Source organism: Streptomyces sp. NPDC060028, from assembly GCF_042736725.1.
GTDB lineage: Bacteria > Actinomycetota > Actinomycetes > Streptomycetales > Streptomycetaceae > Streptomyces.
Genome location: NZ_JBHWVJ010000009.1, coordinates 1 through 14472 on the forward strand (window position 1 = coordinate 1; position 14472 = coordinate 14472).

General features: G+C 71.9%; 16 protein-coding genes. 8 read left to right on the forward strand and 8 right to left on the reverse strand.

The window, feature by feature from the left end:
• Window positions 1–52: 52 nt before the first annotated feature.
• Complete coding sequence (gene sodN, locus ACFWBF_RS07120) at window positions 53–448, reverse strand: superoxide dismutase, Ni (protein ID WP_136215065.1); 396 nt, start codon at window positions 446–448, stop codon at window positions 53–55.
• Between the two features lie 123 nt (window positions 449–571).
• Between sodN and sodX the strand changes: the two genes are divergently transcribed.
• Window positions 572–1039: a nickel-type superoxide dismutase maturation protease gene (gene sodX / locus ACFWBF_RS07125; protein WP_385596482.1), complete on the forward strand. Its 468-nt coding sequence runs from the start codon at window positions 572–574 to the stop codon at window positions 1037–1039.
• On the opposite strand, the gene ACFWBF_RS07130 is transcribed toward sodX, so the two are convergent.
• Window positions 943–1572 (reverse strand): CGNR zinc finger domain-containing protein, encoded by a 630-nt coding sequence (locus ACFWBF_RS07130; protein WP_385596486.1) that lies wholly within the window; start codon window positions 1570–1572, stop codon window positions 943–945. The genes sodX and ACFWBF_RS07130 overlap by 97 nt on opposite strands.
• A gap of 81 nt (window positions 1573–1653) precedes the next feature.
• Here ACFWBF_RS07130 and ACFWBF_RS07135 point away from each other — a divergent pair, with 81 nt between their 5' ends.
• Window positions 1654–2448 carry a class I SAM-dependent methyltransferase gene (locus tag ACFWBF_RS07135; RefSeq protein WP_385596489.1) on the forward strand — a complete coding sequence of 265 codons (795 nt, stop codon included), beginning with the start codon at window positions 1654–1656 and terminating at the stop codon, window positions 2446–2448.
• Window positions 2449–2522: 74 nt separating this feature from the next.
• On the opposite strand, the gene ACFWBF_RS07140 is transcribed toward ACFWBF_RS07135, so the two are convergent.
• The 3 genes from ACFWBF_RS07140 to ACFWBF_RS07150 are packed head-to-tail and all read right to left on the reverse strand — an operon-like array spanning window position 2523 to window position 5214.
• Window positions 2523–3275 carry an amino acid ABC transporter ATP-binding protein gene (locus tag ACFWBF_RS07140; RefSeq protein ID WP_272263541.1) on the reverse strand — a complete coding sequence of 251 codons (753 nt, stop codon included), beginning with the start codon at window positions 3273–3275 and terminating at the stop codon, window positions 2523–2525.
• 11 nt (window positions 3276–3286) lie between these two features.
• A complete protein-coding gene (locus ACFWBF_RS07145) occupies window positions 3287–4237 on the reverse strand; it encodes an amino acid ABC transporter permease (RefSeq protein ID WP_385596492.1) in 951 nt (316 codons plus the stop codon).
• A 29-nt stretch (window positions 4238–4266) separates the two neighbouring features.
• Window positions 4267–5214 carry an ABC transporter substrate-binding protein gene (locus ACFWBF_RS07150; RefSeq protein WP_385596494.1) on the reverse strand — a complete coding sequence of 316 codons (948 nt, stop codon included), beginning with the start codon at window positions 5212–5214 and terminating at the stop codon, window positions 4267–4269.
• A gap of 525 nt (window positions 5215–5739) precedes the next feature.
• Between ACFWBF_RS07150 and ACFWBF_RS07155 the strand changes: the two genes are divergently transcribed.
• From ACFWBF_RS07155 to ACFWBF_RS07170, 4 genes are all read left to right on the forward strand, one after another.
• On the forward strand, window positions 5740–6942 hold the full coding sequence (locus ACFWBF_RS07155) for an NADP-dependent malic enzyme (protein WP_385596497.1): 1203 nt from the start codon (window positions 5740–5742) through the stop codon (window positions 6940–6942).
• A 356-nt stretch (window positions 6943–7298) separates the two neighbouring features.
• Window positions 7299–8261 carry a zinc-binding dehydrogenase gene (locus tag ACFWBF_RS07160; protein WP_385596500.1) on the forward strand — a complete coding sequence of 321 codons (963 nt, stop codon included), beginning with the start codon at window positions 7299–7301 and terminating at the stop codon, window positions 8259–8261.
• A 74-nt stretch (window positions 8262–8335) separates the two neighbouring features.
• Window positions 8336–8545, forward strand: coding sequence for a helix-turn-helix domain-containing protein (locus ACFWBF_RS07165; protein ID WP_385228056.1), 210 nt, complete (start codon window positions 8336–8338; stop codon window positions 8543–8545).
• A complete protein-coding gene (locus tag ACFWBF_RS07170) occupies window positions 8545–9105 on the forward strand; it encodes a Clp protease N-terminal domain-containing protein (protein WP_385596504.1) in 561 nt (186 codons plus the stop codon). Before ACFWBF_RS07165 ends, ACFWBF_RS07170 begins: the two co-directional genes overlap by 1 nt.
• Window positions 9106–9141: 36 nt before the next feature.
• On the opposite strand, the gene ACFWBF_RS07175 is transcribed toward ACFWBF_RS07170, so the two are convergent.
• Together ACFWBF_RS07175 and ACFWBF_RS07180 are read right to left on the reverse strand one after the other, a co-directional pair.
• Window positions 9142–10029, reverse strand: a complete 888-nt coding sequence (locus tag ACFWBF_RS07175) for a helix-turn-helix transcriptional regulator (protein WP_385596507.1) — start codon at window positions 10027–10029, stop codon at window positions 9142–9144.
• 1 nt (window position 10030) lies between these two features.
• Window positions 10031–10963 (reverse strand): DUF4097 domain-containing protein, encoded by a 933-nt coding sequence (locus tag ACFWBF_RS07180; RefSeq protein WP_385596510.1) that lies wholly within the window; start codon window positions 10961–10963, stop codon window positions 10031–10033.
• A gap of 165 nt (window positions 10964–11128) precedes the next feature.
• On the opposite strand from ACFWBF_RS07180, the gene ACFWBF_RS07185 reads away from it, so the two are divergent.
• Window positions 11129–11932: a hypothetical protein gene (locus tag ACFWBF_RS07185; RefSeq protein WP_385596774.1), complete on the forward strand. Its 804-nt coding sequence runs from the start codon at window positions 11129–11131 to the stop codon at window positions 11930–11932.
• 70 nt (window positions 11933–12002) lie between these two features.
• Here ACFWBF_RS07185 and ACFWBF_RS07190 read toward each other — a convergent pair whose 3' ends face one another.
• Window positions 12003–12188, reverse strand: coding sequence for a DUF6104 family protein (locus ACFWBF_RS07190; protein ID WP_328719461.1), 186 nt, complete (start codon window positions 12186–12188; stop codon window positions 12003–12005).
• A 104-nt stretch (window positions 12189–12292) separates the two neighbouring features.
• Between ACFWBF_RS07190 and ACFWBF_RS07195 the strand changes: the two genes are divergently transcribed.
• Entirely contained in the window at window positions 12293–14419 is a 2127-nt protein-coding gene (locus ACFWBF_RS07195; protein WP_385596513.1) for a trypsin-like peptidase domain-containing protein, read from the forward strand.
• Window positions 14420–14472: the final 53 nt, after the last annotated feature.

Sequence of the window (14472 nt, forward strand, 5' to 3'; positions counted from 1 at the left end):
GCCCGGCCGCGGGAGCGGTCGGGCCGTTGTCGTACGCCGAGGACGCCCTGGATCAGGCGGCCTTGGTCTCCCAGAAGATGCGGTCGATCTCGGCGATGAGCTCGAGGGCCTTCTGGCCGGTCGCCGGGTCGTTCGACGCCTTGGCGGCCGAGAGGGCCTTCAGGGTGTCGTTGACCAGGGTGTGCAGCTGCGGGTACTTCTCGAAGTGCGGCGGCTTGAAGTAGTCGCTCCACAGCACCGAGACGTGGTGCTTCGCGAGCTCGGCGCGCTGCTCCTTGATGGTGATGGCGCGCGCGCGGAAGTCGGCGTCGTCGTTGGCCTGGTACTTCTCCTGTACGGCCTTGACGGACTCGGCCTCGATGCGGGCCTGGGCAGGGTCGTACACGCCGCACGGAAGATCGCAGTGGGCGGAGACCTTCGCCTTGGGGGCGAAGAGGCGGGAAAGCATGGAGTTTGTCCTCCTCGTGATCGTCTTCTCAAGGGGGAGATTACTCCGTGAGAAAGACGATTTCGCGGTCGCCCCCAGAGGCTTGGGACAAAAGTCCAGCGCCGTGTCGCTGCCGGTGAGCGAATGTACGGGAACGTGCGGCAGCATGCGGGAGAGAGGAGGAGGTCGGACATGGTGGAGAACAGGCGCTCGCGGCCGCGGTTCGAGGTGCTGGAGGTGACGGGTCCCTCCATGGTCCCGACGCTGCTCCACGGGGACCGGCTGCTGGTCCGCTACGGGGCCGTCGTGCGGCCGGGGGACGTGGTCGTGCTGCGCCACCCCTTCCAGCAGGACCTGTTGGTGGTCAAGCGGGCGGCGGAGCGCCGGCCGGGCGGCTGGTGGGTGCTGGGCGACAACCCGTACAACGAGACCGGCGACAGCACCGTCTACGGGGCGGTGCCCGCGGAACTGGTGCTGGCGACGGCGGTGCTGCGCTTCCGGCCGCGCGCGGTGGATCAGCGCTCGCTCAGGGCCCGGGCCTCCTGGGCGGTGTCGGCGCTGCGGCCGCTGTGGGCGGACGCATCGGCCTCCAGCCGCTTGCGGGCGCGGTAGGCGGCGACGTTGGCGCGGGTGGCGCAGCGGTCGGAGCAGTAGCGCCGGGAGCGGTTGGTGGAGGTGTCGAGGTAGGCGTTGCGGCACGGCGGAGCCTGGCAGAGGCCGAGGCGGTCGGGGCCGTGCTCGGTGAGGTGGAAGGCCAGCCCCATGGACGCGATCGCGGCGTAGCCGGCGGAGGCGTTGGAGGGGTGGTCGGCGAGGTGGATGTGCCAGTTGGGGCCGCCGTGCTCGCCGAGGGTCTCGTGGCCGGAGACCTGGGGGCTGACGGGGAACTCCATGAGCAGGGAGTTCAGCAGGTCGACGGCGAGGACGTGGTCGCCGCTGTCGGCGGCCTCGAAGACGGAGCGCAGCCGGCCGCGGACGTTGCGGAAGCGGGTGACGTCCGTGTCGGTGACGCGCCGGGCCATCTGCACGCTGGCGCCGAACAGGGCGCGGACGGCGTCCACCGAGGTGAGCGAGTCCTTGTTGCGGGCCGGCTCCTCGGTGTTGACCAGGCGCACGGCGTAGTCCGAGTAATGGGCCAGTTCCACTTGTAGTCCTTACGGCTGCGGATTAGTGTCTGGGTAACGGCTGATACGTATTCGAGGGTATTACGCACGGAGGGGTGCAGGATGGCAGACGCGGTGACCGGTGCGACCGGGCGGAGCACCGAGGCGGCCGACGGACACGACTGGCAGGCCTGGCAGGACAGCTGGGACCGCCAACAGGAGTGGTACATGCCCGACCGCGAGGAGCGGTTCCGGGTGATGCTGGACATGGCCGAGGCGCTGGTGGGACCCACCCCCCGGGTGCTGGATCTCGCGTGCGGTACGGGAAGTATCACGGACCGGCTCCTGCGCCGGTTCCCGGATTCCACCAGTACGGGAGTCGATCTCGACCCCGCACTGTTGACCATCGCCCGGGGCCACTTCGCGGGGGACTCCCGGGTCACTTTCGTCACGGCCGACCTCAAGGACCCGCACTGGCGCGCGGCCCTCCCGTACGACACGTACGACGCGGTCCTGACGGCGACCGCCCTGCACTGGCTGCACAGCGAGGACCTGGCCGTGCTGTACGGGCAGCTGGCGCCGCTGGTGCGTCCCGGCGGGGTGTTCATGAACGCCGACCACATGCCCGACCCGGCCACCCCGCGGATCAACGCCGCCGAGCGCGCCCACCGGCACGCCGGCATGGACCGGGCCCGCGGGGCCGGTGCGCTCGACTGGGCCGACTGGTGGGCCGTGGCCGCCGCCGACCCGGCGCTCGCCGAGCCGACGAAGCGCCGCTTCGAGATCTACGGCGAGCACGCGGACGGTGACACCCCGCCCGCCGACTGGCACGCGGCCACGCTGCGCGCGGCGGGCTTCGCGGAGGCCCGTACGGTCTGGCGCTCCCCCTCGGACGCGCTGGTCCTGGGTCTGAAGTAGGACCCGGCCCCGGACGTGGTGAGGGGCGGTACGGGAATCCGTACCGCCCCTCACCCACGTACACGCGGCGCCGGCTAGAGCACCTTGGACAGGAACGCCTTCGTCCGGTCGTGCTGCGGGTTGCCGAGCACGTCGCGCGGGTTGCCCGACTCGACGACCACGCCGCCGTCCATGAAGACGAGGTTGTCGCCGACCTCGCGGGCGAAGCCCATCTCGTGGGTGACCACGATCATGGTCATGCCGTCCTCGGCGAGACCGCGCATGACGTCCAGGACGTCACCCACCAGCTCCGGGTCGAGCGCCGACGTGGGCTCGTCGAAGAGCATCAGCTTCGGCTCCATGGCGAGCGCACGGGCGATGGCCACGCGCTGCTGCTGGCCGCCGGAGAGCTGGGTGGGGTAGTTCCCGCCCTTGTCGCCGAGGCCGACGCGGTCCAGGAGGCGTACGGCGCGCTCGCGCGCCACCGCCTTGGACTCGCCCTTGACCATGACCGGGGCTTCCATGACGTTCTCGATGGCCGTCATGTGCGGGAAGAGGTTGAAGCGCTGGAAGACCATGCCGATGTCCCGGCGCTGGGCCGCGACCTCGCTGTCCTTCAGCTCGTAGAGCTTGTCGCCCTTCTGCTTGTAGCCCACCAGCTGGCCGTCGACCGAGAGCCGGCCGGCGTTGATGCGCTCCAGGTGGTTGATGCACCGCAGGAAGGTCGACTTGCCGGAGCCGGACGGGCCGACCAGGCAGAAGACCTCGCGGGGGGCGACCTCGAGGTCGATGCCGCGCAGGATGTGGGCGGCGCCGTACGACTTGTGGACGCCTTCGGCCTTGACCATCGGCTGGGCGGTCACTTCGCCACCTCCGTACGGCGGAACATGTTCAGGTTGGCCTTCAGTCGCTGAAGCGGCGTGGGGGGCAGGCTGCGCAGCGAACCGCGGGCGTAGCGGCGCTCCAGGTAGTACTGGCCGACGCTGAACACGCTGGTCAGAGCCAGGTACCAGATGGAGGCGACGAAGTACATCTCGATCACCGCGCCGGCCGTGCTGCCGATGTTGGAGCTGGCCCGCAGGAGCTCGGTGTACTGCACCGCCGAGACCAGGGACGAGGTCTTCAGCATGTTGATGAACTCGTTGCCGGTCGGCGGGATGATCACGCGCATCGCCTGCGGGAGCACCACGCGGCGCATGGTCTGCGTCCGGGTCATGCCGAGCGCGTGCGAGGCCTCGCTCTGGCCCTCGTCGACGGACTGGATGCCGGCCCGGACGATCTCCGCCATGTAGGCGCCCTCGTTCAGGCCGAGGCCCAGCAGGGCGACCATGAACGGCGTCATGACGTCGACGGTCTCGTTCTTGTAGATCGGACCCAGGTTGATGTACTGGAAGATCAGCGGGAGGCTGAACCACACCAGCAGCTGCACGTAGACCGGGGTGCCGCGGAAGAACCAGATGTACAGCCAGGACACGAAGCTCGTGACCGGGTTGTTCGAGAGCCGCATCACCGCGAAGAGGATGCCGAGCACCAGGCCCAGCGCCATCGAGGTGATGCTGATGATCACGGTGTTGCCGAGACCGGCGATCACCGAGGGGTCGAACAGCTTGTCGCCGACCGTCGCCCAGATGACCTTGCCCTGCGAGAAGGCGTAGATCAGCCAGCCGAGCAGCACGGCGACGACCACGGCGCTGATCCAGCGGCCGTAGTGGCGTACGGGGATTGCCTTGATGGCCTCGTAGGGGTTGCCCGAGGCGTCGGGTCCGGCCGGCGGAGTCGCAGCCGGACCCTTGTCGATCTTGTCAGTCACAACGACTGCCCTTCAGTGGAGCGCTCGGGCTACTTGCCTGCGTTGACCGTCGCGGACTGAACGGCGCTGTCCTTGACGTTCCACTTCTCCAGGACCTTGGCGTAGGAGCCGTCCTTGATGGTGGCGTCGAGAGCTTCCTTGAGGGCGTCGCGCAGCTGCGTGTTGTCCTTGGAGACCGCGATGCCGAAGAGGCCCACGTCGCTCTGCTGGCCGCCGACCTCGAAGTCGTTGCCGCCGCCGGAGGTCTTCGCGATGTACGCGGCGACCGGGAAGTCGTTCATGTCGGCCACGGCGCCGCCGGCCTTGACGCGGGTCTGGGCCTCGGCGTCGGTGTCGAAGGCCTCGATGGTGAGCTTCTTGTCACCGCACTTCTCGGCCTGCGCCTTGAAGGTGTCCTCGTAGATGGTGCCGCGCTGGACGGCGACCGTCTTGCCGCACAGGTCCTCGAGGGACTTGATGTTCTGCGGGTTGCCCTTCTTGACGATGAGCGAGACGCCGGAGGAGAAGTAGTCGACGAAGTCGACGCCCTTGCCGATCTTGGCGCCCTTGTCGTCCAGGCCCTCCTGGCGCTTCTTGTTGTCGGAGATCGACGACATCGCGACGTCCTGGCGGCCGGTCTCCAGCGAGGTGATCAGGCCGTCGAAGGTGCCGGAGGTGAACTGGAACTTCACACCGAGCTGCTTGGCCAGCGCGTCGGCGATGTCGGGGTCGACACCGACGATCTTTCCACCCTCGGTGTACTCCATCGGGGCGTACGCCGCGTCCGTGCCGACCTTGATGACACCGGCCTTCTGGATCTTCTCCGGGAGCTTGGAGAACAGCGGTGCGCTGTTCGCGTTGCCCGAAGGGGTCGAGGAGGAGTTGTCGGTCTGGTCGCCACAGCCGGTGAGGATCAGGGCGCCGGCGACCGCGATCGCACCGACCGCGGCGATCCGGGACCGGGCGGCGGTCGTACGACGGGTGGTGCTTGCGGTCATGAGCTGGTTCCTCCGGCTGGTGGAAAAGCATCCGAGAACGGTCGGGACACGCACCATCGAGTGTCGCGACCTTGTGTGATTACGGCATCTTGCCATTCGGACTGACGCATTCAGGCTGCTCATCAGGTCAAAATCAGATAACGGACACCCCCGGCCTCCCAACAGGACTGCGGACAAGGCCCCTCCAGACCGCACAAACCCCCGTGACCAGGTCTTTTGGGCTCACTATTTGCGGCGCGTCTCGCCCATTGGACAGAGAGGTTTGGACTTTTAGCCAAAACCGGGACAAGCGGCCTATGGTCGAGCAGGAATCGACTCGTCTGGGTGAGCGTTCTTCAGGTAGAACAGATCCTTACACCCCTCATCCGGGGCTCAGGGCGCGCGTGCGGCGCGCCCGCGCGTACGAACCTCCCCTTCGCGGAGACGGGCCAACCGTCGATGCGGAGTACGGACGCGGTGCCCGCCCACCCCTTAACCAGGAGTGGCCACCCTCAACGATTCAAAGGACTTAAGGGGTCACACAAAGTGGCAGCGGAGATCGTCAACCCTCGCAGCGACACCGTTACGGACAACAACCCGGACGCGGTGTTCGCGCTGCACCGGGGCGGCAAGATGGCAATCCAGGCCACTGTGCCGGTCAACAACTCGGACGACCTGTCCCTGGCGTACACGCCCGGCGTGGCGAAGGTGTGCACCGCCATTGCGGAGCAGCCGGAGCTCGTCAACGAGTACACCTGGAAGTCCAACGTGGTCGCCGTCGTCACCGACGGCACGGCCGTGCTCGGACTCGGTGACATCGGACCCGAGGCCTCCCTCCCCGTGATGGAGGGCAAGGCCATTCTGTTCAAGCAGTTCGGCGGCGTGGACGCGGTGCCCATCGCGCTCGCCACCAAGGACACGGACGAGATCGTCGAGACGGTCATCCGTCTGGCGCCGTCCTTCGGCGGGGTGAACCTGGAGGACATCTCCGCCCCCCGCTGCTTCGAGATCGAGCGTCGGCTCCAGGAAGCCCTGGACATCCCGATCTTCCACGACGACCAGCACGGCACGGCGATCGTGACGCTGGCCGCCCTGCGCAACGCCGCGAAGCTCACCGGGCGCACGCTCGGCGACCTGCGCGCCGTGATCTCGGGCGCCGGCGCGGCGGGCATCGCCATCGCCAAGATCCTGGTCGACGCGGGCATCGGCGACGTCTGCGTCACCGACCGCAAGGGCGTCGTCTCGGCCGACCGCTCCGACCTGACGGACGTCAAGGCGGAGATCGCGGGCCTGACGAACAAGACGGGCCAGGCCGGCTCGCTGGAGAAGGCCCTGGCCGGCGCGGACGTCTTCATCGGCGTCTCCGGCGGCACGGTCCCCGAGGCCGCGGTGGCCTCGATGGCGAAGGACGCGTTCGTCTTCGCCATGGCCAACCCGAACCCGGAGGTCCACCCGGACGTCGCGCACAAGTACGCGGCGGTCGTGGCCACGGGCCGTTCGGACTTCCCGAACCAGATCAACAACGTGCTGGCGTTCCCGGGCATCTTCGCGGGCGCGCTGAAGGTCCGCGCCACGCGGATCACCGAAGGCATGAAGATCGCCGCCGCCGACGCCATCGCCGGTGTCGTGGGTGACGAGCTCGCCGCCGACTACGTGATCCCGTCGCCCTTCGACCCGCGCGTGGCCGAGGCGGTCGCCGCGGCCGTCGCGGCGGCGGCCAAGGCCGACGGTGTGGCCCGCCTGGCCTGAGCGCCGAGCCGAGGTGAGCTGAGCTGTACGGGTGGAGGTCCGGCCGGAGTGATCCGGCCGGGCCTCCTTCGCATTCGGACGGTTGGCGCACCCTCCCCGCCCCCGAGCGGGGAGGGGTCGTGCCGTCCGGAATCGGAGAATGCGGAAAAGATGACAGGCTCATGACGAGCGCGCCGCATGGCTTGAATGTTACCCCCGATCGTGGATCGTTCTCGACGTTCCGCTTGTGACCCGGGAGTAGGCAAACCAACTGGTACGGCAGGTGGTTGAGGACCGTACAACTCATTCCGTTCGGACACTCCGCCGGATCGGGGCCCCTGGCCGACTTGGGCTACCGGACGGTAGCCTCTGGCCGCATGTTCGCTGCCTATGCCGCCAGAATCGACCGTGACCAGCCGCTGCGCGGCCTTGAGCTGGGCGAGCGCCCGGCCCCCGAGGCCCGCCCCGGCTGGGTGACCGTGAACGTCAAGGCCGCCTCGCTCAACCACCACGACCTGTGGTCGCTGCGCGGAGTCGGCCTCGGCGAGGAGAAACTTCCGATGATCCTGGGCTGCGACGCCGCCGGGATCGACCAGGACGGCAACGAGGTCGTCCTGCACTCGGTGATCGGCCAGAGCGGCCACGGGGTGGGCCCCGACGAGCCCCGCTCGATCCTGACCGAGCGTTACCAGGGCACCTTCGCCGAGCAGGTGACCGTCCCCGCCTGGAACGTCCTGCGCAAGCCCGCCGAGCTGTCCTTCGAGGAGGCCGCCTGCCTGCCGACCGCCTGGCTGACCGCGTACCGCATGCTCTTCACCAACGCGGGCGTCCGCCCCGGCGACTCCGTGCTCGTCCAGGGAGCCGGCGGCGGTGTCGCGACCGCCGCGATCGCCCTGGGCAAGGCGGCCGGCCTGCGGGTCTTCGCCACGAGCCGGGACGAAGCCAAGCGCAAGCGGGCGGTGGAGCTCGGCGCCGTGGAGGCGTACGAGCCCGGCGCGCGGCTGCCGCAGCGGGTGGACGCGGTGATCGAGACGGTCGGCGCCGCCACCTGGTCGCACTCGATCAAGTCCCTGCGGCCGGGCGGCACCCTGGTCATCTCGGGCGCGACCAGCGGCGACCGTCCGGCGCACGCGGAGCTGACCCGGATCTTCTTCCTGGAGCTCAAGGTGGTCGGCTCGACGATGGGCTCGAAGGACGAGCTGGAGGACCTGCTGTCCTTCTGCGCCGCGACGGGCGTCCGGCCGGTGATCGACGAGGTGCTGCCCCTGGACCGGGCCCGGGAGGGCTTCCAGAAGCTGGAGTCGGGCGACCTGTTCGGCAAGGTGGTCCTGACCGTCTGACGGCCCGGCCCGGCCCCGGATCCATGTGTCAACCGAGGTTGACATCTCCCGCGTGTCAACCTACATTGACATACATGACGGAAGCCACCGATCTCGCCGAACGGGCCGGAGACCGCGACCCGCGCGTGGGCCTGCGTGCCGTGGCCGCCCTGCGCAGACTGCTGGAGCAGCTGGAGGGCGTACAGGTACGCAGTGCCCGCGCGCAGGGGTGGTCCTGGCAGGACATCGCGGCCGAGCTGGGCGTCAGCCGGCAGGCCGTGCACAAGAAGTACGGGAGGCTTTGATGTTCGAGCGCTTCACCGCCGCTGCCCGTGACACCGTGACGGGCGCGGTCACCGAGGCCCGCCGGGCGCGGGCCGCCACGGTCACCGAGGAACACGTGCTCCTCGCCCTGCTCGCCCAGGGCGCGCTGGACCCCCTGGGCGTCGACCGGGCCGCGATGGGCGCGGACCTGGCCGCCGCCCGCCGCCGGGGCGGCATGTCCCGGGCGGACGAGGAGGCCTTGGCCGGCCTCGGCATCGACCTCGGGGAGATCGTCTCCCGGGTCGAGGAGAACCACGGCGAAGGCGCCCTGGCCTCGGCGGCCCCGCGCCGGCGCACCCTGGGCTCCTCGCTCCGCTCGGCCCTCGGCCGTCCGGAGTCCGACACCCGGCACGTCCCCTTCGCCCAGGGTGCGAAGAAGGTGCTGGAGCAGTCGCTGCGCATCGCCGTGGGCCGGGGCGACCGCCACATCTCGACGCTGCACCTGCTGCTGGCGCTCCTGTCCCGCCCGGGCACTCCCGCCGAGGTCCTGGCGGACCACGGCGTCACCTACGCGACGGCGGAAACGGGCCTGGCGGCCTGACGACCCCGGCGCTAGCACGTCCTGACGGCCCCGGCGCTAGCGCGTGCGGAGGGCGGCGGTGAGGCGCGCCGCCGCGGCGGCCAGGTGGGCGCGGGACTCGGCCAGCTGGGCCGGGGTCACGCCGTGGTCGCGGGCCGCGTCGCGGACCTCGTCGCGGAAGCGGTCCAGCAGCCGGTCCAGGTCCCGCACCGGGTCCCCGGTCGGGGTCAGGTCCTCGGCCCAGTCGGCGGCGGGGGCCGCCTCGGGCGTGGACGCGGTCGGCGCGGAGGTGCCCCCGGTGCCGCCGAGCCAGGCTCCGGCCAGACTGCCCAGGACCCCGCCCGACTTGGCGAACTGCTCCTGCAGCTGGCCGGCGATGCGCTGGACCTCCTCGCGGGCCCGCTCCTGCGCCTCCTTGGCCTGGCGGCGGGCCTGCTGGGCCTCCTCGCGGGCCCGGCGGCTCTCGTCCTTCGCCCGCCGCGCCTGCTCCTTCCACTCCTGCCTGGCCTTGCGGAGCTCCTCCTTGGCCGCCTTCCAGGACTCGTCCTCCACCTGCGTCGCCGACGCGCTGGCCGCGGCCCGCATCTCGCGCCGCAGGTCGCCCGCCGCGCCGCTCACGTCGGCGCGGATCTCGGCGGCCAGCTCGGAGACCGAGTCGCGGATCTCCAGCTCCAGGTCGGCCAGTTCGCCGCCGCGGTCGGCCAGTTCGGCGCGGCCCGCCTCGGTGATGGAGTAGACCTTGCGCCCGCCCTCGGTGGCGTACGTGACCAGCCCCTCGGCCTCCAGCTTGGCCAGGCGCGGGTACACGGTGCCCGCGGAGGGCGCGTACAGGCCCTCGAAGCGCTCCTCCAGCAGGCGGATCACCTCGTACCCGTGGCGCGGGGCCTCGTCCAGCAGCTTGAGGAGGTAGAGGCGGAGGCGGCCGTGGGCGAAGACGGGCGGCATGTCAGAGCACCTTCTTGTCGAGTGCGAGCGGGGTTTCGGCGGCCGGGGCGTCGGCCTGCGGCCGGCGGAGCAGCGCGATCGAGCCCGAGACGGTGGTGGCGCGCAGCGTGCCGGTGCCCGCGCCCAGCGTGCCGGTGATCCGCTTGGTGCCCAGCTGGCCGGAGACCCGCAGGTCCTCGAAGGCGTTGGAGACGCCGCCGGTGGCGGTGTTGGCCTCGACGCGGGCGTCGGCCGGGTGCGGCAGCCGGATGGCGACCTGGCCGGAGACGGAGTTCAGGACGATGTCCACCGGGCGCGGCTCGGCCTCTTCGAGGGCCAGGTCGATGAGCATGTCGCCGCTGACCGAGTCGGCCCGTACGCTGCCGCCCGCGCCGTCGACCACGGTCAGTCCGCCGGAGACGGAGTGGAAGCCGAGGCCGCCGGTCACGGACTGGGCCTCGACGCCGCCGGAGACGGTGTGCGTCTTGACCTTGCCGGACAGGCCGACCAGCGTGGCGTCGCCGGAGACCCCGTTGACGTCGGTGTCGCCGCTGATGCCGGAGACGAAGACCGTGGCGCTGACGGTGGCCAGCTGGACGCGGGTGGCGGCGGGGACGGTGAGGGTGACCGTCGCGCTGCGCTCCCAGGCCTTGTGGCCGGAGTCGGAGGCGGACCAGGCCTTCCACGGCTTGCCCTCGAACCACTTCTTGAAGCCCTGGGAACCATTCCAGGGCAGGTCCTCGTAGGAGACGGTGAGGACGCCGTCCTCCTGCACGACGTGCAGGGGCGGTCCGTCGACCTCGGCCACCTCCAGGCGGGCCGATTCCTCGTCGGCGGCGGCCGCGGCGACGACGTTGACGGTGCCGCCGGCCACGCGGACGCGGACCTCGGTCACCGGCTCGTCGAAGGTGATCTTCTGCGGTTCGGCGACCGACCACGTCTTCTGCTCAGCCATGGTTGCTGATCCTCCTCGGCGTAAGGTCTCGACGCACGCAACATATCGCGTCTTCTGGGGAACACGATATATCGCGGATGGGGGAAGTCAAGCGCGATGCCGCATCCCTTTACGCCCGACTTACGATGCTCTACTGCGATTTGCCTTAGCGTGTGGGACATGCCGATCTCTCAGACCACGGCGGGCGGCCTGCTGCTCTGCCGCACCGAGCCGCTCGTCGCCCGCCCCGCCGCACACCTCCTGCGCGAACGCCTGCTGCTCGCCCCCGCCGGCGAGTGGAGTGCGCTGGTCCCGGAGGGCAAGCCATGGCTCGGCGGCGAAGAGTCCGCGGCCGAGGTGCTGTCGGGCTGGGGCTCGGCGCTCGCGATCGGCGCCAACTGGCCGGTGCTGAGCCTGTGGTGGGAGGGCGGCCACACCGGCTTCGCGCTGGCATCGGGCTTCCGGCGGCCCGCCGTGTACGAATGGGACCCGGCCGGCCGGCCGGTCGGCGAGGCGGACGCCATGCGGGTGCTGGCGGTGCGGCTCGGGCTGGACCCCGTACTGGACCTGGAGGACCTGGAGCGGCTCACCCGCCCCGACGACGCCGCGGACGGCGCCGCCCGGCTGCTCGGGCTGATCGCGCTCCTGGCCCGGGCCGGCCTGGCACTGCCCGCCGGACTGGCCCCCGGCGAGCCCGCCGACCGGCTACGGGAGGCGGCCCGGGTCGCGCCCGGCGCCGAGACGGTGGAGTGGTCGGGCTGGCGCGACGCGGTGCGGGCGGAGCTGGACGTGCTGGAAGACGGCCCCCTGGGCCCGTGGGTCCGCGGCCCGAAGGCCCGGCGCCTGGGCGCCGCCCAACTGGCGGCGGGCGCCCCCCTGCTGCTCTGGGCGGCCCGGCGCCGCAGCCCGGGCTGGCTGACGGCGGGCGCACTGCTGGTCACCCACGGCGCGCTGTCCCTGGCGTACGACCGGGCCCGCCCGCCGCGCTGACCGACGAAAGGGCCCCGCCGGCAGCGGCGGGGCCCCTTGGTCGTGACGGGCACCGGGGCCCGGGCCCCGGCTACTCGTCCTCTTCCTCGTCGTCGTCCAGGCGGGCCAGCCAGGTGGCCAGGCGTTCCACCGGGACCTCGAAGTCCGGGTTCAGGTCGACGAAGGTGCGCAGCTGCTCGGCGAGCCACTCGAAAGTGACCTCCTCCTCGCCGCGCCGCTTCTCCAGCTCCTCGATGCCGCGATCGGTGAAGTACAAGTCGGGCTCCGTGCCGTACAGGCGGTCGTGATGGGGTGTTTCCCGCCAGGATAATCCGCCGTGCGAAGACACCTCCCGCGCTCTGCCGCCCGGCGCTAGCCTTGATGGCCACACAGGGCGAGCGGGGGGCGGGCCAGGGAATGCCGGACGGGCGCTCGGAGGGGTCCGCGCGCGCCTACGAGCTCCTGGAGCCCCTCGTCCGGGCGGCGACCGTACGCGTCCACGCCCCCTCCGGCGGGTATGACAGCTCTGGCAACAGCTGGTCCGGACCCACGTGGGGGAGCGGCTTCTTCATCGCCCCCGGCTGGGTCCTGACGTGCGCGCACGTGGTCGGCGAAGGGGGTGCTGCGGTGCGTCTGGTCGGGCGCGAGGTCGCCATCACCTTCCAGTCCGGGAACGCCGCCGGGAACGGCGCCGCCAGCGGGACCGTGGCCGGGCGCGTGGACTGCGTGCTGCCCGAGCGGCTGGAGGGCCGGCGCCCCGGCCGGCGGTCCCTGTGGGACCTGCCCGACCTGGCGCTGGTGCGGGTGCTGGCGCCGGTCTCGCACGCCTGCGCCTGGCTGACCGACCGGCCCAGACCCCGCCTGGCCGAGGTCGCCTACTTCGGCTGCACCGAGGACCTCGGCACCCCGGAGATCACCGGCCGGACGACCCGGCTGCGCGGCTCCGCCGGGAACGGCGCGGCCATCCGGCTCGGCGGCGAAGACGAGATCGAGCCCGGCATGTCCGGCGGCCCGGTGGTGGACCTGGCCACCGGCGAGGTCGTCGGCGTGGTCAAGGCCCGGCGCCACACGGGCGGCGGCGGACTCGCGGTGTCGGTGGTGCAGTTGCGGACGCTGCCGCTGGTGCCGGCGACCGGGCAGGTCGGGACGTACCGCCGGGTCATGCAGGCCCACGACCTGTACCACTACGACGAACACCGCAGCGACCTGAACAGCCGCCGCACCTGGACCGACGTGCACGACGAGTTGCCGGCGCCGGACGCCGATCCGTTCGGCGCGCGCGGGCGCCTCACCGCGGGGGAGCGGACCACACTGTGCGGGCTGCTCGCCGAACTCCCCGCCCCGGGCTCCTCGGAGGCCGTACGGGCCCTGGTCGAGGAGGCCCGCGGGCAGGAGCCGGACCCCTCGGCGCCGGCCCCGCTGAGCTGGCGCGACGGGCTCGGCCTGCTGCGCGACCCGCCCGGCGGCGAGGGGGAGGCCGCGGCGATGCTCCGGTACGCGACCGAGGTGAGCGTGGCCGTCCACCGCGAGCCACCGTCGCCGGGCGCCGACGAGGAGCTGTGGGACTGGGTACGGACGACCGCGGAGCGGCTGTGGCGCAGGCTGCGGCGGGAGCTGGCCGAGCGCCGGGCCCGGGGCCTGGCGGAAGCTGCGGGGCGCCGGCGCGCCGCGGCCGCCCAGGCCGTCCACCAAGCCCACGGGGCTTCGCCGCGGGCCGCCGCCGCGCTGCCCGCCGGGCCCTCGGTACTGCTGGAGGCGTGGGCGCACGGCTGGGAGGACGTGTACGACTGGCGGGTCTCGGTGCTCACCGGGCCGGGCCGGGTGACCCCGGTGGAATCGGGCGTACGGGCAACCCTGGTGGCCCTGCCGGAGGCGCTGCGGGCACCGCTCGCCGAGGCCTTCCGCCGCTGCGACACGCACGAGGCGGCGGCCCTGCTCGAAGTGGCCGTGGCGCCCGAGCTGTTCGGGCTGGCGGTGGACGAGTGGCCGGTGGCCGGCGGGGTGCCGGTCGGGGTGCAGCGGCCGGTGGTGCTGCGCCATCCGGCGGACGGCTCCGACCCGCAGGAGGCGGCCCGCCGCTGGGCGCGGGTCCAGGCGGCCCCGCCGGCCGACGAGCGGGCCGACTGCGCGGGCGGGCGGCCGCGCAGCCCCTCGCCGCGGTGGCTGGCGGGGCTCGCGGACAACACGGTGCCGGTGCACTGCCGGGCGCCCGGGCTGGAGCCCACGCTGGGGTCGCTGCTCGCGGTACGGGCGGCCGGGTACGGGGTGGCGGTGTGCCGCCGGCCGCCACCGGACCCGGGGGCGTCGTGCGAGCCGTACCACCGGGGGCTGCGCGAGGAGTTCACGCAGGCGGGCCGGGGCGCGCTGCTGCCGCAGCGCTTCCAGGCGCTGCGGAGCCGGCTGCACGGCGCGGACCCGGACGCCTACTGGGCGGCGGGGGTGGCCCTGATCTGGAACGACCCCGGGCGGCCGCTGCCGGAGGACGAGCCGCTCCAGGGGGACCTGTGAGGGGGCCGGGGCCCGCGCCGGGCCGGCCCGCAGCGGGGCACCTCCGGGACCGA